Below are 20,599 nucleotides of genomic sequence, written 5' to 3'. Positions count from 1 at the left end.
ATCGTTATGACCGCCATCGCCCATCGCGCCGCCCTGCTCCACAGCCTCGCCGACCCGGCCGAGGTGGGGCTGGACGCCTCCTACGAATACCATGCCGACGGCCTGCTGCTAGTCGCGGACGGCCGCATCCAGGCCATGGGCCCGGCCGCCGAGTTGCTGCCCACCTTGCCCGTCGGCACCCAGGTCATCGAGCATCGCGACGCTCTGATCACCCCCGGCTTCATCGACACCCATATCCACTATCCGCAGACCGGCATGATCGCCAGCTACGCCGAGCAACTGCTCGACTGGCTGGACACCTACACCTTTCCTACCGAGGGCGCCTTTGCCGATCCGGCCAAGGCCGCCGAGGTGGCCGAGCTCTTCGTCGGCGAACTGCTGCGCAACGGCACCACCACCGCCCTGGTGTTCGGCAGCGTCCATCCGCAGTCGGTGGACGCCTTTTTCGAGGTCGCCGAACGCCTCGACCTGCGCATGATCGCCGGCAAGGTGCTGATGGACCGTAACGCCCCGGACTACCTGCAGGACACCGCCGAGTCCGCCTATGCCGACAGCAAGGCGCTGATCCAGCGCTGGCACGGCAAGGGCCGGCTGCACTACGCGGTCACCCCGCGCTTCGCCCCCACCAGCACGCCGGAACAACTGGCAGCGGCCGGTCGCCTGCTGGCCGAGCACCCGGACGTCTACCTGCACACCCACCTCTCCGAGAATCTCAAGGAGATCGACTGGGTCAAGGCGCTGTTCCCGGAGCGCAGCAACTACCTGGACGTCTACGACCACTTCCAGCTGCTTGGCCCACGCTCGGTGTTCGCCCACGGCATCCACCTCTGCGACGCCGAGTGCCAGCGCCTGCACGACACCGGTTCGGCGGTGGCGCACTGCCCCACCTCCAACCTCTTCCTGGGCAGCGGACTGTTCGATCTCGAGCGGATGGAAGCCTTCAGGGTCAACGTCGGTCTCGGTACCGACGTCGGCGCCGGCACCAGCTTCTCGCTGCTGCAGACCCTAGGCGAGGCCTACAAGGTGCAGCAACTGCGCGGCCATCGCCTGCACCCCTTCAAGTCGCTGTACCTGGCCACCCTTGGCGGCGCCCGCGCCCTGCGCCTGGACGATCGCATCGGCAGCCTGGCCCCCGGCCACGACGCCGACTTCGTAGTGCTCGACCTCAAGGCCACCCCGCTGCTGGACTACCGTCTGCAGCAGGCGAAGAGCCTGGAAGAAACGCTCTTCGTCCTCACCACCCTGGGCGACGACCGCGTGATACGGGAAACCCATGCCGCCGGCGGCCGGGTACACAGCCGCGACGCCTGAGCCTGCTGGGCTTCGGCGACGGAGCCCCCCCCCAACCCAACCTACCGGTCACCGTAGGTTGGGTTGAGCGTCAGCGAAGCCCAACAGCCCCAAGCGACTGCGACCGATCGAGCCTCAATCCGGTAGCGTGGAAAACCGCGCAGCGTTTTCCACGGGTGGGCCAAGGTCGGAGCCAAGATGCCCCGGTCTGCCGGGCTTCGGCGACGGAGCCGCCTCAACCCAACCTACCGGTCACCGTAGGTTGGGTTGAGCGTCAGCGAAGCCCAACAAGAACCACTTACACCCCATCCGACACCCACAAAAAAGCCGCCCCGAAGGGCGGCTTTCGCGTTTCAGCCTAAGCCGACTCAACTGCTGCGATAACGCTCCAGCCAGTGGGCGTAGGGCGCCGGCAGCACCCAGGACGGCTTGTCGACACCCAGGGCCTTGGCCGCATAGTAGGGCCAGTGCGGATCGGCCAGGTGGGCGCGACCCACCATCACCAGATCCAGCTGCCCATCGGCCACCACCTGGTTGGCCAGCGCCGGGGTGTCGATGTTCCAGGCCGAAGCGACCTTGAGGCCAGTGGCCTTGCGCACCTGTTCGGTGACGGGTGCCAGCAGGCCGGGGCCCCAGGGGATGTTGGCGGTCGGGGTGGAGAAGCCGATGCTGACGCTCAGCAGGTCGAGGCCTTCGCGCTTGAAGCCCTGGGCCAGCTCGATGGATTCGGCCAGGGTCTCTTCATCGCGACCATCGTATTCGATCACGCCGAAACGCGCGGTCAGCGGCAGGTGCTCCGGCCAGACCTGGCGCACCGCGGCCAGGGTCTCCAGCAGGAAGCGGCTGCGGCCGGCGAGGTCGCCACCGTACTGGTCGTCACGCTGGTTGGAGTGCACCGAGAAGAAGCTCTGGGCCAGGTAGCCGTGGGCGAAATGCAGCTCCAGCCACTCGAAGCCGGCCTCATAGGCACGCTTGGCGCCATCGACGAAGTCCTGGCGGACCCGGGCGATATCCTCCAGGGTCATGGCCTTGGGTACCTTGGGCAGGTTGGCACCAAAGGCCACCGCGGACGGGGCGATGGTGTCCCAGCCACGGGCGTCGTCGGCGGCGATGTGGTCATCGCCTTCCCAGGGACGGTTGGCGCTGGCCTTGCGACCGGCGTGAGCGATCTGGATGCCCGGTACCGAGCCGGCGGCCTTGATCGCCTGGACCACCGGCACGAAGGCCTGGGCATGGGCGTCCGACCAGATGCCGGTGCAACCGGGGGTGATCCGACCTTCCGGCGAGACTGCCGTGGCCTCGACGACCACCAGACCCGCACCACCGCGGGCCAGGCCGGCATAGTGCACCTGGTGCCAGTCATTGATCATGCCGTCGATGGCGCTGTACTGGCACATGGGCGGGATGGCGATGCGGTTGCGCAGCGTCACGTCCTTGAGGGTAAAGGGTTGGAACAATGCGGACATCTGAGCGGTCTCCAATATGGCGGATGCTGGTTCGTTATTTCGATATTAATCGAACATAACATAATCGCCAACCCCCGGTGTATGATTAGCGCATGCGCCCTTTCAAACATCCCAGTCCCGACGAATTCTCCCTTGAGCGCCTGTTCCATGCGCTCAGCGATCCGGTGCGTCTGGACATCGTCCGCTACCTGGCGCGGGTCGCCGAGGCCACCTGTGGCGAACTCGACGGGGGTCGTCCCAAGTCCAGCATGTCGCACCACTTCCGCGTCCTGCGCGACGCCGGCCTGGTGCACACCCGCAACGCCGGTACCACGCACATGAACCAGTTGCGGCGCGACGACCTGGATCAGCGTTTCCCCGGCCTGATGGCAGCCATCCTGTCGCAGTCTTCCGATCCCGTGAGCAAGCCGGACTAGCCCAGCCGCTGGGCATGCGGCTACGGCCGCGAAACCTCGGGCCCGCCCTTGCTATCCCGTGCTGATCGTCGCCTGCCGCTTCGGCTGGTCCGGCCGCCGGGAACTCCCGCCGGCCTTTTTCGCTCTTCCCGGTATGAAGGTTGCAAAAGACAAAGGCAGCACCGACGCTGGACGCTGCCGGGAGGTGGACGATGGGCAAGCACTGGGGATTGGCGACCGCACTCGCAGGTGTCGCCACGCTGCTCGCCCTCGTCCCTAGTCCCGAGCCCATCGCCGAGGCGCGGGGTATCCAGAGGGTCATCGCCTTTGGTGACAGCCTGATGGACTGCGGTACCTTCGGCCACATCTACGCGACCAATCCGGGGCGTACCTATCCCCAGGAAATCGCCGACGCCTATGGCATCGAGCTGGGTCCCAATCGCCAGGTGGAAGGCTATGGCCACGAGGGTCCGAGCGATCCCGACGGTCTCTGCTACGCCGAAGGCGGCGCCGTGACCGGCAGCTTCACCGAACCGGGCTTCGACCACAACGAGGCACCCCTGGCGTTTTCCCAGCAGATCCGCAACTTCGAGATGCAGCATGGCCGTTTCCGTCAGCAGGACCTGGTGCTGGTGCAGATCGGCGGCAATGACATCATCGGGCCCTTCTACGACAAGAAGCTCAAAGCCGCGCTGATGGCCGATGCCCCGCTGCCCCCCGAGGTCCGCGAGCAGGTCGAGGCTCGGATTCGCCACACGGCCATGAACGAGGTCAAGTTGCTGCGCTACCTGCTGGGCCTGGGTGCCCAGCGGCTGGTGGTGCTCAACAACACCGACTACGGCAAGGCGCCCTATCTCGAGCCCTGGACCGAGCAGGTCGCCCAGCGTAACCATGACCTGGTGAAGCTCTACAACGATACCCTGCAGGCCAACCTGCCGGCCGGAGACCGCCTGCTGCTGGTGGATGCCTACCGGGTGATGGAAGAGGTCTTCGCCCACTACGGCAACTATGGGTTCACCCATGCCGAAGGCGATGCCTGCCTGCCGGGTCGCGAGTTCTGCGATCCGGACAGCTACGTCGAACCCGGCGCCGACCAGGCCTATATCTTCGGCGCCCGGGGTCACTTCGCCAGCCGCACCCACAGCATGCTGGCCCAGGTGGTGCTGGAGCGCATCGCCCAGACCTGGCCGGGCAGTGCCGTACCGGATCGCCCGCTGCTGGCCAGCGCACGGCTGAACAGCGAGCCGACCTTCCACTAGCCCTACCGGATCTGCGCCCTAGGCTGGTGCCGGTTTACCTCCGCGCGCACCGCCGCGGAGCAAGCTTCCCTAACTGCCGCGATAGGTCGAATAGCTGTAGGGCGAAACCAGCAGCGGCACATGGTAATGCGCCGCTTCATCGGCGATGCCGAAACGCAGGACCACGGTGTCGAGAAACGCCGGTTCCTCCAGCGCCGTCCCCCGTCGCCGATAGTAGTCACCCACCTCGAACTCCAGCTCGAAGATACCCGTCGTGAAGGCTTCGCCCTGCAAAAGTGGCGCATCGCCGCGGCCATCGGCATTGGTCCGCAATTCACCCAGAGCCTGCCGCGACGCCCCCTCCAGGCGGTACAGGCGGACGACGATATCCGCGCCCGGGCAGCCGCCGGTGGTGTCCAGCACATGAGTCGTCAGGTAACCGCCAGGGGATGAAACGGACATGGGAGAGCTCCTGCAAGGGGATGAGCCAGCCTAGCAGTTTTTTGCCAGACGATTGTATACAGCCCTTTGCCCCGCCCTATCCAAGGGATCGCCGCCCTCCAGCGCATGAAAGTCTTCAGACTGGTCAGACCAGTTAGGCAGGATTCTTGCTGGGACTCGGCAAAGGTCTCCAAACATTGTATACAAAACATCTCGACTGCCAGGATGCCCTTCCCATGACCTATCCCCGCGATCTGATCGGCTACGGTGCCCAGCCGCCCCACCCTCGCTGGCCGGGAGATGCCCGCATCGCCCTGTCCTTCGTGCTCAACTATGAAGAAGGTGGCGAACGCAACATCCTCCACGGCGACAAGGAGTCCGAGGCCTTTCTTTCCGAGATGGTCGCCGCCCAGCCACTGCAGGGCGTACGCAACATGTCCATGGAGTCGCTCTACGAATACGGCAGTCGCGCCGGCGTCTGGCGCATTTTGGAGCTGTTCGCCAAGCACCAGGTACCCCTGACCATCTTTGCCGTGGCCATGGCCGCCGAGCGCCACCCCGAGGTCATCCGCGCCATGGTCCAGGCCGGCCACGAGATCTGCAGCCACGGCTATCGCTGGATCGACTACCAGTACATGGACGAAGCCGAGGAACGTGCCCATCTGCAGCGCGCCATCGAGATCCTCACCGAACTGACCGGCGAGCGTCCGCTGGGCTGGTACACCGGCCGGACCGGTCCCAACACCCGGCGCCTGGTAATGGAGGAAGGCGGCTTCCTCTACGACAGCGACACCTACGACGACGACCTGCCCTACTGGGAACCCGATACGCCCACCGGCAAGCCGCACCTGGTGATCCCCTACACCCTCGACACCAATGACATGAGATTCACCCAGGTGCAGGGCTTCCATACCGCCGAGCAATTCTTCCAGTATCTCAAGGACGCCTTCGACACCCTCTACGCGGAAGGCGCCAGCGCGCCCAAGATGCTCTCCATCGGCCTGCACTGCCGGCTGATCGGCCGCCCCGGTCGCCTGGTGGGCCTCAAGCGCTTCCTCGAATACGCCCAGAGCCATGAGCGCGTCTGGTTCGCCCGCCGGGTGGACATCGCCCGTCACTGGCACAGTGAGCATCCGCCGGCATGAGCACCTTCCAGACCGTCACCCCCAGCCAGCTGGCGCGCGCCGCCTTCGTCGCGACCTTTGGCGGCATCTACGAGCACTCCGCCTGGGTCGCCGAGCGCGCCTTCGACGAGGGCTCGCCGCTGCCGGACAGCGTCGAGGCCCTGCACCAGCGCCTCGCCGCCCAGGTCGCCCGGGCCAGCCGGGCCGAACAGCGGGCGCTGATCCAGGCGCACCCGGATCTCGCCGGCCGCGCCGCCCTGGCCGGCGAACTGACCGCCGCCAGCAGTGGCGAACAGGCCGGTGCCGGCCTCGATCAGTGCGCCCCGGACGAGCTCGAGCGCTTCACCCGCCACAACGCGGCCTACCGCGCCAAATTCGGCTTCCCCTTCATCATGGCGGTGAAGGGCAGCAACCGGCATCTGATCCTGGCGGCCTTCGAAGAACGCCTGCCCAACAGCCCGGAGCAGGAATTCCAGCGCGCCCTGGCCGAGATCGACCGCATCGCCCTCTTCCGCCTGCAGACCCTCTGACCTTCCCCGACAAGAGCACCCCATGAAACGCACCTACGCCGCGCCCTTCGAGAAGTACCTCAACCTCGCCGACGCCCGTCTCGGCACCCGCGTCATCAGCGTCACCGACGACTGGTTCGCCGCCGCCGATCGCATGCTCCAGCCCCATGAGCCGGAGTGGAAGGAAGGCGTCTACGACGACAACGGCAAGTGGATGGACGGCTGGGAATCGCGGCGCAAGCGTTTCGAAGGCTACGACCATGCGGTGATCCGCCTGGGCGTGCCCGGCTCGATCAGGGGCGTCGACATCGACACCCGCTGGTTCACCGGCAACTACCCGCCTTCCGCCTCCCTGGAGGCCTGCTTCTGCGCCGAGGGCGATCCGACCGCCGATGCCGCCTGGACCGAGGTGCTGCCGGCCATCGAGATGCAGGGCAACAGCCACCACTACCATGCCATCGCCGATGACCGTCCCTGGACCCACCTGCGCCTGAACATCTTTCCCGACGGCGGTGTGGCCCGCCTGCGGGTCTATGGCATTCCCCATCGCGACTGGTCGGCCCAGGCCGAAGACGAGGTGCTGGACCTGGCCGCCGCGCTCAATGGCGGTCGCGCCCTGGCCTGCAACGACGAGCACTACGGCCGCATGAGCAACATCCTCAACCCGGGTCGCGCCGATAGCATGGCCGATGGCTGGGAAACCGCGCGCCGTCGCACCCCCGGCAACGACTGGGTGATCATCGCCCTGGGCCATGCCGGCACCGTCGAGGAGATCCTGGTGGACACCCTGCACTTCAAGGGCAACTACCCGGACAGCTGCCAGATCCAGGGTGCCTTCGTGCGCGGCGGGACCGATGGCCAGATCGAGACCCAGAGTCTCTTCTGGAAGGAGCTGCTGCCACCGCAAAAGCTGCAGATGCATCAGGAGCACAGCTTCCGCGAGCAGGTGCGCGACCTCGGCCCCATCACCCATGTGCGCCTGAACATCTTCCCGGACGGCGGCGTCAGCCGGCTGCGACTGTTCGGCAAGGTGGCGCGGGGCCAGGCATGAGTCGGACCCTGCGCATCGAGCCGCTGACCGCCGAGGGCTTCGCGCCCTTCGGCGAGGTCATAGAGACGGCGGGCCGGGACTGGTATCCCATCAACAACGGCTCGACCCAGAGATACCACGCCCTGGCCCGGGTCGAGACGGGGCCGGCGGACGGCGCGGCGATCATCAGCATCTTTCGCGCCCGGCGGCTGGACTATCCGCTGACCATCGCCATGCTCGAACGCCATCCCCATGGCAGCCAGGCCTTCGTGCCGCTGCGCGGCGAGCCCTTTCTGGTGGTGGTGGCACCCCCCGCGGCGGAGCCGGATGCCGGCGCCATCCGCGTCTTTCGCACCGATGGCCAGCAGGGCATCAACTACCACGCCGGCGTCTGGCACCACCCGGTGCTGGCGCTGCGCGACGAGGATGAATTCCTCATCGTCGATCGCGCCGGCAGCCTGCCCAATTGCGACGAGTTCTTTTTCACCGCGCAGGAATGCCCGGTCCTGGCGCTCTAGGGCACAACCGGTGTGCGCCTGAGTTGCTTGCGCAGCAGGCGCGCGCTGTCCAGGCAGACCCAGGCCACCGCCAGCCAGATGGGGCCATAGGTCCAGATCGCGCCCTCCGGCAGTTGCTCACCGAGCACATAGAGGGCGACGAACACCAGCAGCGCCGGCTCCACATAGCTGAGGATGCCGAACAGACTCAGCGGCAGCATGCGACTCGACGCCAGCATGGCGGCGAAGGCGATGGCACTGAGCAGGCCAAGGCCCGGCAGGAGCGCCCAGAGCCAGGGCGACTGCTGCAGAATGGTGCCAGGTGAGAACCAGTGCAGGGCGAGCAGCGCGAAGGGCAGCAGGCAGCACATCTCCAGCACGAAGCCCGACAGCGCATCCACCGCCATCCAGCGGCGCAGGACGAAATACGGCGGATAACCCACCACCGGCAGCAGACTGACCCAGGACAGCGCCCCGGTCACCCAGACCTCGTTGACCACCCCCAGGAGCGCGCAGACCACCGCCACCCGCTGCAGCGGCCGCAGGCGCTCGCCATAGACCAGGCGGCCGGTCAGCACGATGGCCAGCGGCAGCAGGAAGTAGCCCAGCGACATGGCCATGGCCTCGCCATTCATGGTCGCCCAGACGAACACCCACCACTGGATGCCCATCAGCAGCGCCGCCGCCGGGATGGCCAGGCACAGCCGAGGTTCGCGCACCAGCCGCTTGAGCGTGGCCCACAGGGCGCGGCCCTCCCGCAGCACCACCACCAGCAGCAGCACCATCGGCAACGACCAGACCACCCGCAGGGCCACGACCTGCAGGCCATCCAGTGGCGCCAGCCAGGCGAAGTACACCGGCATCAGCGCGAACAGCACCGACGACAGCACCGAAAGGCCCAGCCCCTTGCCGGACAGCACATTCATGACGGGCGCCCCAGACGATTGATGAACAGTGACAGCAGGATGATCCCGCCGCCCAGCAACAGCCTAGGCAGATCGGCCGGGTGCTGCCAGATCAGCAGGCTGACCAGCAGGCCGGCCGGCACATGGGCCTCGTTCATGATCGCCAGGGTGCCGCCATTGACCCGCAGCGAGCCCAGGGTCCACCAGTACAGGCCGAACGCCGTGGCGAAGACGCCCATCCACACCAGCACGCCCCACTGCAACAGGGTGCTGGGCAGCCGCGCCGGATTGCCGAACAGCAGGAAGGACAGCGCCGCCACCAGCAGGGCACCGAGAAAGAACAGCCCGAAATGGCGATGCAGGGCGCCCTGCCCGGCATAGGCATGGCCCAGGTGCTTGCATAGCACCTGGCCGGCGGCGAAGGTCAGGTTGGCCACCTGCAGCAGGAGGAAACCCAGTAGATAGTCACCGGTCAGCGGCTGGAAGCGGATCAACGCCGCGCCGCCCACCGCCACCACGGCCGCCAGCAGCGACCAGAGGCGAAAGCGCCGCTGCCAGGCGTCGTCCAGCAGGGTCACGTAGATCGGCGTGAGCACGGTGAACAGCAGCACCTCGGGCACCGTCAACACCGCGAAGCTGCGGTACAGGCACAGATAGGTAATGCCGAATTGCAGGGCGCCCGCCGCCATCAGGCCCAGGGCGAAGCGTCCCGGCACCCCGCGCCAGCGGGTGAACGGCAGGAACAGCACGAAGGCGATGGCCACGCGGACCAGCACGGCGAAATCGCTGTCGACCCGACCGGCGAGGTACTCGCCGATCAGGCTGAAGGAAAACGCCCAGATGAGGGTGACGAGCAGGAGATAAGGCATGGTGGCGACGCACGAAAAAGGTGCGCGACCTTAACGTGCCCGCCGCCGGAGGGAAACCCCCGACCGGTCGCTGGCTAGCGGGTGGCGTTGAGGCCCGAGGGCTCGCCGCCGGTAAGCGCCGCCACCGACTGATTGGCCTGCAGCACATTGTCGGCGCCGGAGACCAGGGTCTTGGGTTCGGCCACGCCCGCGGCGCGCGACCAGTAGACCTGCTGGTTGGAGCCGCCCACGGCGATGTCGGCCTGGCTGAGCAGGGTCAGGCGCGCCTTGGCGCCGTAGCCGTAGGCATCGATCTTGGCCAGACCGTCGTTGCCGCGCACATTGGCCTGCACCTGCTGGTAGCCGCCGCCGATGCTCAGGCTGGCCACCGCGCCCTTGACCGTGGTCACGCTGCCCAGGCCATGGATGGTCAGCGCCCGGGCACTGTCGAGCACCAGGCGATGATGGCTGCCATAGACCGACACCTCACCGCACTGGCCCTTCAAGGTCAGGGTATTGCCCTCGCCGGACAGGGACACGTCCCGCCCCTCGCAGTCGAGGGTCCGACTGATGTTCATGCCTTCGATATCGATCGGCTCGGCGGCCGCCGCGCGGGATTCCTCGGCCTGGACCAGCAGCGGCGCGATGACCAGACAGCAACCCAGCAACGCCTTGAATGAGGACATGGAGACTCCTTGTCTTGCCTAGAGTGGGAAACTCATCGGCTGGCTTTGAGGGCGGCGCCGGCAAGACATTTGATCCTGCCGGCGGGATTTTTTCATGCCGTGATGGACGCCGCGTTTTGCCATTGCCACCCTAGGCACTAACATGCGCCCTTTCGTGGCCCCAGAGCGCTCGATGAAGACTCCTCGCGTTTCCCTCGATCAGTGGCGAACCCTGCAGGCGGTGGTGGACCACGGCGGCTACGCCCAGGCCGCCGAGGTGCTGCATCGCTCCCAGTCGTCGGTCAGCTATACCGTCGCCCGCATGCAGGAGCAGCTCGGCGTGCCGCTGTTGCGCCTGGAGGGTCGCCGCGCCGTGCTGACCGATGCCGGCGCCGTGCTCCTGCGCCGCTCGCGCCGCCTGGTGCAGCAGGCCAGCCAGCTCGAGGAACTGGCCTACCACATGGAACAGGGTTGGGAATCCGAGGTGCGGCTGGTGGTGGACGCCGCCTACCCGACCCGTCCGCTGCTGCTCTGCCTGCGCGAATTCATGCCACAGAGTCGTGGTTGCCGCATACGTCTGCGCGAAGAGGTCCTGTCCGGGGTGGAAGAGGCCCTGCTCGACGGCTCGGCGGACCTGGCGATCACCGGCCTGGTGATCACCGCCCATCTGGGCGCTTCCCTGGGCAATGTGGAATTCGTCGCCGTCGCCCATCCCGAGCATCCGCTGCATCTGTTGCAGCGCACCCTGGTGACCGCCGATCTGGAAGAGCAGTTGCAGATCGTCATCCGCGACAGCGGCCGCGCCCAGCCCCGGGATGCCGGCTGGCTGGCCGCCGAACAGCGCTGGACGGTGGGCAGCATCAGTACCGCCGCCACCTTCCTGCGCGACGGCCTGGGCTTCGCCTGGCTGCCGCGGGACGCCATCCAGACCGATCTCGACGCCGGCCTGCTCAAGCCGCTGCCGCTGGAACAGGGCGCCCAGCGCTTCCATCCCTTCCAGCTCTACAAGACCCGCCAGCACGAGCTGGGCCCGGCGTCGCAGATCCTCATGAACCTGCTGCGCAAGCATGCCCTGCCACGCTGACCGTGGCGGGGTGCCAGCCGGGTTGCTATCGTTCGCCAGTCGTCTCTGCCACTCAAGGATCCATCATGTTCAAAGCCCTGCTTGCCGCCTGCGCGCTATTCGTCGCCTCCACCACCTGGGCCGCGGACAATCCGCACGTGCTCATCAGCACCAACAAGGGTGACATCGAGGTCGAGCTGGATGCGGCCAAGGCGCCAGTCAGCACCGAGAACTTCCTCGGCTACGTCGACAGCGGCTTCTACAAGGGCACCCTGTTCCACCGCGTCATTCCCGGCTTCATGATCCAGGGCGGTGGCTACACCCGCGACATGCAGGAAAAGCGCACCAAGGCGCCGATCAAGAATGAAGCCGACAACGGCCTGAAGAACCTGCGTGGCACCCTGGCCATGGCGCGGACCTCGGACGTCAACTCCGCCACCAGTCAGTTCTTCATCAACGTCGAGAACAATGCCTTCCTCGACCACGGCTCGCGCGACTTCGGCTACGCGGTGTTCGGCAAGGTCGTGCGCGGCATGGAAGTCGTCGACCAGATCGCCGGGGTCCAGACCACCCGTCAGGGCATGCTGCGCGACATTCCACGTGAACCGGTCATGATTCTCGCTGCCAAACGGCTGTAGCCGACCCGTCCTGCCGGACGATCCGCTGGCGGTCGTCCGGTAAACCAGGCGAGGCCCCAGTGCGAGACGCCGTCTCCCCCTCACAAGGACCCCGCATGATCTTTCGCCGCTTCGAACGCATCATCGATGCGTTTCGGGAAGCCCCCGATGAAATGCCGCCCACTGGCATTGGCGCCTTCTATCTCCACTTCCTCAAGCAAGCCTGGCCGGCCTTCGCCCTGCTGCTGGCAGTGGGGCTGATCGGCGCCCTCGTCGAGGTCGCCCTGTTCAACTTCATCGGCCAGATCGTCGACCTGGCCGGCAGCGCGCCCAACAGCACGGTGTTCTTCCAGGAACACGGTGGCACCCTGATCTGGATGGCGGTGGTCACCCTGGTCATCCGACCCCTGTTCATCAGCCTGCACGACCTGCTGGTGCACCAGACCATCACCCCCAGCCTCACCACCCTGATCCGCTGGCAGAACCATCGCTACGTGCTCAAGCAGAGCCTGGGCTTCTTCCACAGCGACTTCGCCGGGCGCATCTCCAGCCGCATCATGCAGACGGGCGTCTCCCTGCGCGATTCGGCGGTGCAGGCGGTGGACGCCATCTGGCACGTGCTGATCTTCGCCGTCACCTCGCTGATCCTGTTCGCCCAGGCCGATGTCTGGCTGATGGTCCCGCTGATCCTCTGGATCATCGGCTACATCATCGCCCTCTGGTATTTCGTGCCCCAGACCAAGGAGCGTTCGGCCATCGCCTCCGAAGCCCGCTCGCAACTCTCCGGGCGTATCGTCGACGGCTACACCAACATCTCCACCCTCAAGCTGTTCTCCCACTCGGCCCAGGAAGAGCAATACGCCCGCCAGGCCATGGAAGAGCAGACCGAAAAGGCCGAGAGCGCCGCCCGGCTGATCACCGCCATGGGCGTAACCATCGCCATTCTCAGCGGCTTCCTGATCGCCGGCACCACCGGCCTCGCCCTCTGGCTCTGGCACCAGGGCGTCATCTCCGTCGGCGCCATCGCCCTGGCCACCGGCCTGGTGATCCGCATCAACAGCATGTCCGGCTGGATCATGTGGGTGGTCAACGGCATCTTCGAGAACATCGGCATGGTGCAGGATGGCATGAGCACCATCGCCAAGCCGCGCCAGGTCGGCGATGCCGAGGACGCCAAGCCGTTGCAGGTGACCCGCGGCGCGGTGCTCTTCGAGGACATCGCCTTCCACTACGGCAAGGGCGCCGGCATCATCGAGGGCCTGACCCTCGACGTGGCCCCGGGCGAGAAGATCGGCCTGGTCGGGCCCTCGGGCGCCGGCAAGTCGACGCTGATCAACGTGCTCCTGCGCCTCTATGATCTGGAAGGCGGTCGCATCCTGGTCGACGGTCAGGACATCGCCCATGTCACCCAGGAAAGCCTGAGATGCCAGATCGGCGTGGTCACCCAGGACACCTCCCTGCTGCACCGCTCGATCCGCGAGAATCTGCTCTACGGCCGTCCCGAAGCCACCGATGAAGAGCTGCACGCCGCCCTGCGCAAGGCCAAGGCCGACGACTTCATCGCCCGCATCACCGACGCCCATGGCCGCACCGGCCTGGACGCCCAGGTGGGCGAACGCGGCGTCAAGCTCTCCGGGGGCCAGCGCCAGCGCATCGCCATCGCCCGCACCCTGCTCAAGGACGCGCCGATCCTGCTGCTGGACGAAGCCACCTCCGCCCTCGATTCCGAGGTGGAAGCGGCGATCCAGGAAAGCCTGGAAACCCTGATGGAAGGCAAGACGGTGATCGCCATCGCCCACCGGCTGTCGACCATCTCGCGCATGGACCGGCTGGTGGTCATGGAGCGCGGCCAGATCGTCGAGATGGGCTCCCACGACGAGCTGATCGCCTACAACGGTCTCTATGCCCGCCTATGGCGCCACCAGACCGGCGGCTTCGTCGGTCATGGCGTGCCGGGCAGGCAGCGGGTGCGCAGCAGCTCCAGCTGACGCTGCTGGTCCAGGCCCGGATAGAAGCCTTCGATCTTCTGCAGGCCGCCCAGCCAGCTGCGCTTCTCCACCACGCACTCGAACACCGGGCAGGCGGCCTGCCCGGTCTTGCCGCAGTCCTGGTAGTAGCTGAGGCGCTGGCTCTTCTGCGCCGTACCCTGGAACGGACCGTGGCGCTCCTGCAGCACATAGAAGTCGATATCCGCGGCACTGCGATGATTCTCCCACTGGAACGCCAGGGTGCTGGGATAGAAGAGCACCAGCAGGCCCGCCAGCAGCACCCAGAGAATGCCCGCCGTCACCGGCAGGGGCAGCCGCGAACGGAAGCGCTGGCCACCGCGGATGATCAGCGCCGTCACCACCGTGACCAGCGCCAGGGCGATGCACAGCGACGGCAAGCCGGTGATGACCTGCCCCGCCCCGCCGATGTCCAGGCCGCTGGGCGACGGTACCGTCCGGTAGCCGATCTCCACGCGCTCCCATCCCACCTGATTGCCGATCAGACCGACGAGGCCGAAGACGGCGGCCAGGCCAAGGAGCACCCAGAAGGTACGGGGATTGCTGCTGCGCATAGGGAATCTCGTCCGGACAAAGACCGGGAGACTGCCTAAGCCCGCCGGCGAAGGCAAATCGGAATTCCGCCGGTCCCGGCGCCTGCAGCCGGAGGTTCGGCAAGCCGCTGCCGAGCTGATAGACTGCCGCCCCGCAGCCGCCACACACCGTGGCCCAACGCGAGTGGTTATCGTGGAAATTTTCAAAGAATTCGTTTTCGAAGCCGCACACTTCTTGCCCAATGTTCCGGCCGGGCACAAGTGCGGTCGTCTCCATGGGCATTCCTTCAAGGTAGGCCTGCACCTCGAGGGTGCCATCGACCCTCATACCGGCTGGGTCCGGGATTTCGCCGACATCAAGACGGTCTTCAAACCCCTGTACGAGCGTCTCGACCATCACTATCTGAACGACATCCCGGGCCTCGAGAATCCCACCAGCGAAGTGCTCGCGCGCTGGATCTGGCAACAGCTCAAGCCCCTGCTGCCCGAGCTCAGCCAGGTTCGCGTCCACGAGACCTGCACCTGCGGCTGCATTTACCGCGGCGACTAATTCGCCCCTCCCATTCAAGGCGGCGATGGCGGCAGTCATTTTTCTGCCATAATTCGCGCCTGCCAACTGTCGACGTATCCCCATGTTCGAACTTTTCAGCGGACTCCACGCCTGGGTCGCCATCAGCCTCGTCTTGGCCCTGGCCTTTGTGCTGGCCTTTGAATTCATCAACGGCTTCCACGACACCGCCAACGCCGTCGCCACGGTGATCTACACCAAGGCGATGCCACCGCACCTCGCGGTGTTCTTCTCCGGCATCTTCAATTTCCTCGGTGTGCTGCTCGGCGGGGTCGGCGTCGCCTATGCCATCGTCCACCTGCTGCCGGTGGAACTGCTGATCAACGTCAACACCGGTCACGGTCTGGCCATGGTGTTTTCGCTGCTCGCCGCGGCCATCACCTGGAACCTGGGCACCTGGTACTTCGGTATCCCCGCCTCCAGCTCCCACACCCTGATCGGCTCCATCCTCGGCGTCGGCGTGACCAACGCCCTGCTGACCGGCCTGCCGGTGAGCGAGGGCGTGAACTGGCAGAAGGCGATCGACATCGGCCTGTCGCTGATCTTCTCGCCACTGGCCGGCTTCGCCGTCGCCGGTCTGCTGCTGCTCGCCCTCAAGCGCTGGCGCCCGCTGTCGAAGATGCACAAGACCCCGGAACAGCGTCGCGAACTGGATGCCAAGAAGCACCCGCCCTTCTGGAATCGCCTGATGCTGGTCCTCTCGGCCATGGGCATGAGCTTCGTGCACGGCTCCAACGACGGCCAGAAAGGCATCGGCCTGATCATGCTGGTACTGATCGGCATAGTCCCGGCCAAGTTCGTGCTGGACCTGGACAGCACCACCTACCAGATCGAGCGCACCCGCGACGCGGCCATCCACCTGGGCCAGTTCTATGAGCGCCAGGGCGACAACCTCAAGGACTTCCTCGCCGAAGTGCCCGGCAATCGCGACCTGCCCCAGGAATTCCGCTGTGCCCCGCACATGACCGTGCCGACCCTGCAGGCACTGCTGGCCGATCTGGAAGGCATCACCGACTACCGCGCCATGAGCGACGACCATCGCCAGCAGGTGCGCCGCTACCTGCTGTGCCTGGACGACACCGCCAAGAAGGTGAGCAAGCTGCCGGTGCTCACCGCACGCGATCGCGACGACCTCAGCCGCCTGCGCAAGGACCTCACCAGCACCACCGAATACGCGCCCTTCTGGGTCATCATCGCGGTCGCCCTGGCCCTGGGCATCGGCACCATGGTCGGCTGGCGCCGCGTGGTGCTCACCGTGGGCGAGAAGATCGGGCGCCAGGGCATGACCTATGCCCAGGGCGTCAGCGCCCAGGTGACGGCCGTGGCCGCCATCGGCATGGCCAACGTCTTTGCCCTGCCCGTCTCCACCACCCACGTGCTGTCCTCGGGCGTGGCCGGCACCATGGTCGCCAACCGCAGCGGCCTGCAGGGCAGCACGGTGCGCAACATCCTCATGGCCTGGGTCCTGACCCTGCCGGCCTCCATGTCCCTCTCCGCCGGCCTGTTCTGGCTGGCGCACCTGTTCCTGTGACCCGTACCGACCGGGCCCCGCGCGAGCGGCGCCCGGTCGGACCCCTCGTCGGGAAAGCCTGAACAGGATAGCTATTGACGAGTCTAGTGAAATGTGTCCCAGCAGAGACACCTTTCCGAGACAGCCGTACGGTGAACGTCAATGACTCCTGCGACCTACATCCTTCTTCTGGTACTTGGCTGGCTGGCCCTGGCGCTGGCCATACTCTGGGCCATGCTGCGCCTGGCACGCCGCGCCAGACCCGCGACCACGTCTGCGCCCAGGGAGCTGCCCACGGCAACGCCCACCGCCCCCGTGAGTCCGGGCAAACACATGGTCTGCTAGCGCTGCGGACGTGACGAGGCCACCTCGACACCCAGGGAGTGCGCGGGAGAAAAAAGAAGGATTCTTATTGTTTGAAAGGAAGGGATTCGAACGGAGGCGAATCAGGTGAGCAGGGTATTTTCCTGAGCACTGCGGCTCATCTGCTCGAGGATCTGGTCTTGCTGCTGCGGGGTCAGGGTGTCCCAGCAGTGGTGCTTGATGAACAGCCCGGCGCCAAAGGCGACGTACAGCGACAGGGCAACGATGACGAGCGTTTCCAGCCCGACGATAGCCCAGGAACGACTCTTGGACGCATTGTCCTTGGTTTTCATAACGACCTCATCAGATTAAGAGGGGCAATAGTTTAGTCCCTTAAGCAACTGCCGTGCAGCGCCAGCCGTCGAATGGTCAAGTCTCTTGACCTGGTTGCTCGATGCAGCTGATCGCTTCTACCGGACCCGTCACATCGGCAACATCTCTCCGCAGCCAGGCCGCGGTGGCGCGAATGCACGCCAGGCGCCGCGCTGGTATACTCCGCCGACTGACGGGTCGCTGCAGGCCCTGCCGGTTCCGCTGGCTGTATCGGCCGATCCCGCAATTTCCGCAGCGACGCTTTGTCGCATCGCACGTCCATCGCCGCCGCGCCTGTCGCGCGGCCCGATAACGCCTTCTTGGGGCGTCTATCGACTCAAGGGTCGATCCTCGCTCGCCCGGCTTCGCGCCACAGCTGTGATAAAGAGGAGTTAAAGCAAGACATGTCCACCACGTCGAAGATCATCTACACCCTGACCGACGAAGCGCCCGCCCTGGCGACCTATTCGCTGCTACCCATCGTCGAGGCCATCACCGCCTCCTCCGGCGTCGCCCTCGAAACCCGTGACATCTCCCTTGCCGGCCGCATCATCGCCCTCTTCCCCGAGCACCTGAAGGAAGAGCAGCGCATCTCCGACCACCTCGCCGAACTCGGCGAACTGGCCACCACTCCCGAAGCCAACATCATCAAGCTGCCCAACATCAGCGCCTCGGTACCGCAGCTCAAGGCCGCGATCAAGGAACTGCAGGGCCAGGGCTACGCCCTGCCGGATTATCCGGACGAGCCCAAGGACGACAAGGAAAAGGACGTCAAGGCACGCTACGACAAGGTCAAGGGCAGCGCCGTGAACCCGGTCCTGCGCGAAGGCAACTCCGACCGCCGCGCGCCGCTGTCGGTCAAGAATTATGCCCGCAAGCACCCCCATCGCATGGGTGCCTGGAGCGCCGACTCTAAGTCCCACGTCGCCCACATGGACGCCCATGACTTCTATGGCAGCGAGCGCTCGGCCACTATCGAGAACGCCGGCAGCCTGAAGATCGAACTGATCGGCAAGGACGGCAGCAGCAAGGTCCTGAAAGAGAAGACCGTGGTCAAGGCCGGCGAGATCGTCGATGCCTCGACCATGAGCCGCAAGGCCCTGCAGAGCTTTATCGCCGCCCAGATCGAAGACGCCAAGGCCAAGGGCGTGCTGTTCTCCGTGCACCTGAAGGCCACCATGATGAAGGTCTCCGACCCCATCATGTTCGGCATCATCGTCGGCGAGTTCTACAAGGACGTGCTGGCCAAGCACGAAGCCGCCCTGAAAGAAGCCGGCTTCGACCGCAACAACGGCATCGGCGACCTCTACGCCCGCCTGTCCAGCCTGCCGGAAGCCACCCAGGCCGCCATCAAGGCCGATTTCGACGCCCAGTACGCCCAGCGTCCGGCGCTGGCCATGGTCAACTCCGACAAGGGCATCACCAACCTGCACGTACCGAGCGACGTCATCGTCGACGCCTCCATGCCGGCCATGATCCGTGACTCCGGCAAGATGTGGAACACCGAAGGCAACCTGCAGGACACCAAGGCCATCATCCCCGACCGCTGCTATGCCGGCGTCTACCAGGTAGTGATCGAGGACTGCAAGCAGCACGGCGCCTTCAACCCCAGCACCATGGGCAGCGTGCCCAACGTCGGTCTGATGGCGCAGAAGGCCGAGGAATACGGTTCCCACGACAAGACCTTCCAGATCCCCACCGACGGCAACGTGCGCGTGACCGACGACCAGGGCAAGGTGGTCTTCGAGCATCCGGTCGAGGCCGGTGACATCTGGCGCATGTGCCAGACCAAGGACGCGCCGATCCAGGACTGGGTCAAGCTGGCCGTCAACCGCGCCCGTGCCAGCGGCACCCCGGCGATCTTCTGGCTGGACCAGAATCGCGCCCACGACGCCCAGGTCATCGCCAAGGTCGAACGCTACCTCAAGGATCACGACACCAACGGCCTGGACATCCGTGTCCTGGCGCCCGAGGAAGCCACCCGTGTCTCCCTGGAGCGCATCCGCAAGGGCGAGGACACCATCTCGGTGACCGGCAACGTCCTGCGTGACTACCTGACCGACCTCTTCCCCATCATGGAACTGGGCACCAGCGCCAAGATGCTGTCCATCGTCCCGCTGATGAACGGCGGCGGCCTGTTCGAGACCGGCGCCGGCGGCTCCGCGCCCAAGCACGTCCAGCAGTTCGTGCAGGAAAACCACCTGCGCTGGGATTCCCTGGGCGAGTTCCTGGCCCTGGCCGAATCCCTGAACCACCTGGGCGAGACCACCGGCAATGCCAAGGCTAAGATCCTGGCCAAGACCCTGGACCAGGCCAACGGCCAGTTCCTCGACAGCAACAAGTCGCCGTCGCGCAAGGCCGGTGAACTGGACAACCGCGGCAGTCACTTCTACCTGGCGCTGTACTGGATCCAGGCGCTGGCCGAGCAAAGCGAAGACGCCGAGCTCAAGGCCCAGTTCGCACCGGTGGCCAAGTCGCTGACCGCCGACGAAGCCAAGGTGGTCGCCGAGTTGAACGGCGTCCAGGGCCAGGCCGTGGACATCGGTGGCTACTACCACCCCGACCAGGCCAAGACCCGCCAGGCCATGCGTCCGAGCGCCACGCTCAACGCCGCCCTGGAACAGCTCAAAGGCTGAACCTGAGGGCTGCGCCCGCAGCCTTTATGGGTGATCACAGCGAACCCCGGCCCCGGCCGGGGTTCGCTGCATTTGGGGCACGCAAAGCTTAAGGCGTATACTGCGCGATTACCGATAGCGGAGTCCGAGATGGATTGGCACGCCCACGTCACCGTGGCCACCGTGGTGGAAGACGCCGGTCGCTTCCTGCTGGTGGAAGAAGAGAAGCAGGGTCGCCTGGTGCTCAACCAGCCGGCCGGGCACCTGGAGCCGGGCGAGAGCCTGATCGAGGCCGCGCGGCGCGAGACCCTGGAAGAAACCGCCTGGCAGGTGGAGATCCAGGGCGTGATCGGCATCGGCCTCTATGTCGCGCCGGCCAATGGCGTCACCTACTACCGCACGGCCTTCCATGCCCGGCCCCTGGCCCACGAGCCCGGGCGCGCACTGGACGCCGACATCACCCGCGCGGTGTGGCTGACGCTCGACGAGATTCGCGCCGAGCAGGCGCGGCTGCGCAGCCCCCTGGTCCTGGACGCCATCGAGAAATACCTGGACGGCCACCGCTATCCCCTGTCGATGATCGTAGATATGAGAGGTTTTTGAA

General features: G+C 66.0%; 22 protein-coding genes. 15 read left to right on the top strand and 7 right to left on the bottom strand.

Annotation, left to right across the window (positions count from 1 at the left end; translation table 11 throughout):
• Positions 1–6 precede the first annotated feature (6 nt).
• The gene (gene guaD, locus FHR73_RS03570; protein ID WP_221191400.1) at positions 7–1,311 is read left to right on the top strand and encodes a guanine deaminase; all 1,305 of its coding nucleotides are present in this window, start codon (positions 7–9) and stop codon (positions 1,309–1,311) included.
• A 347-nt stretch (positions 1,312–1,658) separates the two neighbouring features.
• Here the strand turns inward: guaD and FHR73_RS03565 are convergent, their stop codons facing one another.
• Positions 1,659–2,756 (bottom strand): NADH:flavin oxidoreductase/NADH oxidase, encoded by a 1,098-nt coding sequence (locus FHR73_RS03565; protein ID WP_183629596.1) that lies wholly within the window; start codon positions 2,754–2,756, stop codon positions 1,659–1,661.
• Positions 2,757–2,848: 92 nt separating this feature from the next.
• Here FHR73_RS03565 and FHR73_RS03560 point away from each other — a divergent pair, with 92 nt between their 5' ends.
• Complete coding sequence (locus FHR73_RS03560; protein ID WP_183629595.1) at positions 2,849–3,172, top strand: helix-turn-helix transcriptional regulator; 324 nt, start codon at positions 2,849–2,851, stop codon at positions 3,170–3,172.
• Positions 3,173–3,363: 191 nt separating this feature from the next.
• Complete coding sequence (locus FHR73_RS03555) at positions 3,364–4,410, top strand: SGNH/GDSL hydrolase family protein (RefSeq protein WP_183629594.1); 1,047 nt, start codon at positions 3,364–3,366, stop codon at positions 4,408–4,410.
• A gap of 69 nt (positions 4,411–4,479) precedes the next feature.
• Here the strand turns inward: FHR73_RS03555 and uraH are convergent, their stop codons facing one another.
• A complete protein-coding gene (gene uraH, locus FHR73_RS03550; RefSeq protein WP_183629593.1) occupies positions 4,480–4,851 on the bottom strand; it encodes a hydroxyisourate hydrolase in 372 nt (123 codons plus the stop codon).
• A gap of 215 nt (positions 4,852–5,066) precedes the next feature.
• On the opposite strand from uraH, the gene puuE reads away from it, so the two are divergent.
• Genes puuE through FHR73_RS03530 form a run of 4 tightly spaced genes read left to right on the top strand, consistent with a single transcriptional unit; the run spans position 5,067 to position 8,011 of the window.
• On the top strand, positions 5,067–5,975 hold the full coding sequence (gene puuE / locus FHR73_RS03545) for an allantoinase PuuE (protein ID WP_183629592.1): 909 nt from the start codon (positions 5,067–5,069) through the stop codon (positions 5,973–5,975).
• Positions 5,972–6,484, top strand: coding sequence for a 2-oxo-4-hydroxy-4-carboxy-5-ureidoimidazoline decarboxylase (gene uraD, locus FHR73_RS03540; RefSeq protein ID WP_183629591.1), 513 nt, complete (start codon positions 5,972–5,974; stop codon positions 6,482–6,484). The genes puuE and uraD overlap by 4 nt, the downstream gene beginning before the upstream one ends.
• A 22-nt stretch (positions 6,485–6,506) precedes the next feature.
• A complete protein-coding gene (gene alc / locus FHR73_RS03535; RefSeq protein ID WP_183629590.1) occupies positions 6,507–7,514 on the top strand; it encodes an allantoicase in 1,008 nt (335 codons plus the stop codon).
• Positions 7,511–8,011, top strand: a complete 501-nt coding sequence (locus tag FHR73_RS03530) for an ureidoglycolate lyase (protein ID WP_183629589.1) — start codon at positions 7,511–7,513, stop codon at positions 8,009–8,011. Before alc ends, FHR73_RS03530 begins: the two co-directional genes overlap by 4 nt.
• On the opposite strand, the gene rarD is transcribed toward FHR73_RS03530, so the two are convergent.
• From rarD to FHR73_RS03515, 3 genes are all read right to left on the bottom strand, one after another.
• A complete protein-coding gene (gene rarD / locus FHR73_RS03525) occupies positions 8,008–8,916 on the bottom strand; it encodes an EamA family transporter RarD (protein WP_183629588.1) in 909 nt (302 codons plus the stop codon). The genes FHR73_RS03530 and rarD overlap by 4 nt on opposite strands.
• On the bottom strand, positions 8,913–9,764 hold the full coding sequence (locus tag FHR73_RS03520) for an EamA family transporter (protein ID WP_183629587.1): 852 nt from the start codon (positions 9,762–9,764) through the stop codon (positions 8,913–8,915). The genes rarD and FHR73_RS03520 overlap by 4 nt, the downstream gene beginning before the upstream one ends.
• Before the next feature lie 74 nt (positions 9,765–9,838).
• Positions 9,839–10,429 (bottom strand): DUF3060 domain-containing protein, encoded by a 591-nt coding sequence (locus tag FHR73_RS03515; protein WP_183629586.1) that lies wholly within the window; start codon positions 10,427–10,429, stop codon positions 9,839–9,841.
• A gap of 172 nt (positions 10,430–10,601) precedes the next feature.
• On the opposite strand from FHR73_RS03515, the gene FHR73_RS03510 reads away from it, so the two are divergent.
• From FHR73_RS03510 to FHR73_RS03500, 3 genes are all read left to right on the top strand, one after another.
• A complete protein-coding gene (locus FHR73_RS03510) occupies positions 10,602–11,492 on the top strand; it encodes a LysR family transcriptional regulator (protein ID WP_158894236.1) in 891 nt (296 codons plus the stop codon).
• A 62-nt stretch (positions 11,493–11,554) separates the two neighbouring features.
• Positions 11,555–12,109: a peptidylprolyl isomerase gene (locus tag FHR73_RS03505; protein WP_222613601.1), complete on the top strand. Its 555-nt coding sequence runs from the start codon at positions 11,555–11,557 to the stop codon at positions 12,107–12,109.
• Positions 12,110–12,204: 95 nt separating this feature from the next.
• Positions 12,205–14,076: an ABC transporter ATP-binding protein gene (locus FHR73_RS03500; RefSeq protein WP_183629585.1), complete on the top strand. Its 1,872-nt coding sequence runs from the start codon at positions 12,205–12,207 to the stop codon at positions 14,074–14,076.
• Here the strand turns inward: FHR73_RS03500 and FHR73_RS03495 are convergent.
• Positions 14,031–14,648, bottom strand: coding sequence for a hypothetical protein (locus FHR73_RS03495; RefSeq protein WP_183629584.1), 618 nt, complete (start codon positions 14,646–14,648; stop codon positions 14,031–14,033). The two genes, FHR73_RS03500 and FHR73_RS03495, sit on opposite strands and share 46 nt — an antisense overlap.
• Before the next feature lie 172 nt (positions 14,649–14,820).
• Between FHR73_RS03495 and queD the strand changes: the two genes are divergently transcribed.
• The 3 genes from queD (at position 14,821) to FHR73_RS03480 (ending at position 17,050) form a co-directional block, all read left to right on the top strand.
• Positions 14,821–15,177 (top strand): 6-carboxytetrahydropterin synthase QueD, encoded by a 357-nt coding sequence (queD, locus tag FHR73_RS03490; RefSeq protein ID WP_133861037.1) that lies wholly within the window; start codon positions 14,821–14,823, stop codon positions 15,175–15,177.
• 82 nt (positions 15,178–15,259) lie between these two features.
• Positions 15,260–16,726, top strand: coding sequence for an inorganic phosphate transporter (locus tag FHR73_RS03485; protein ID WP_183629583.1), 1,467 nt, complete (start codon positions 15,260–15,262; stop codon positions 16,724–16,726).
• A 141-nt stretch (positions 16,727–16,867) separates the two neighbouring features.
• Positions 16,868–17,050, top strand: a complete 183-nt coding sequence (locus FHR73_RS03480; protein ID WP_183629582.1) for a hypothetical protein — start codon at positions 16,868–16,870, stop codon at positions 17,048–17,050.
• 101 nt (positions 17,051–17,151) lie between these two features.
• Here FHR73_RS03480 and FHR73_RS03475 read toward each other — a convergent pair whose 3' ends face one another.
• A complete protein-coding gene (locus FHR73_RS03475; RefSeq protein WP_007158876.1) occupies positions 17,152–17,361 on the bottom strand; it encodes a hypothetical protein in 210 nt (69 codons plus the stop codon).
• A 423-nt stretch (positions 17,362–17,784) separates the two neighbouring features.
• Here FHR73_RS03475 and FHR73_RS03470 point away from each other — a divergent pair, with 423 nt between their 5' ends.
• Positions 17,785–20,016 (top strand): NADP-dependent isocitrate dehydrogenase, encoded by a 2,232-nt coding sequence (locus tag FHR73_RS03470; protein WP_183629581.1) that lies wholly within the window; start codon positions 17,785–17,787, stop codon positions 20,014–20,016.
• A gap of 129 nt (positions 20,017–20,145) precedes the next feature.
• Positions 20,146–20,598, top strand: coding sequence for an NUDIX hydrolase (locus FHR73_RS03465; RefSeq protein ID WP_183629580.1), 453 nt, complete (start codon positions 20,146–20,148; stop codon positions 20,596–20,598).
• Position 20,599 lies beyond the last annotated feature (1 nt).

Source organism: Pseudomonas sp. AS2.8, from assembly GCF_014190935.1.
Lineage (GTDB): Bacteria > Pseudomonadota > Gammaproteobacteria > Pseudomonadales > Pseudomonadaceae > Chryseomonas.
This window is presented reverse-complemented; position numbering and strand designations above follow the sequence as displayed.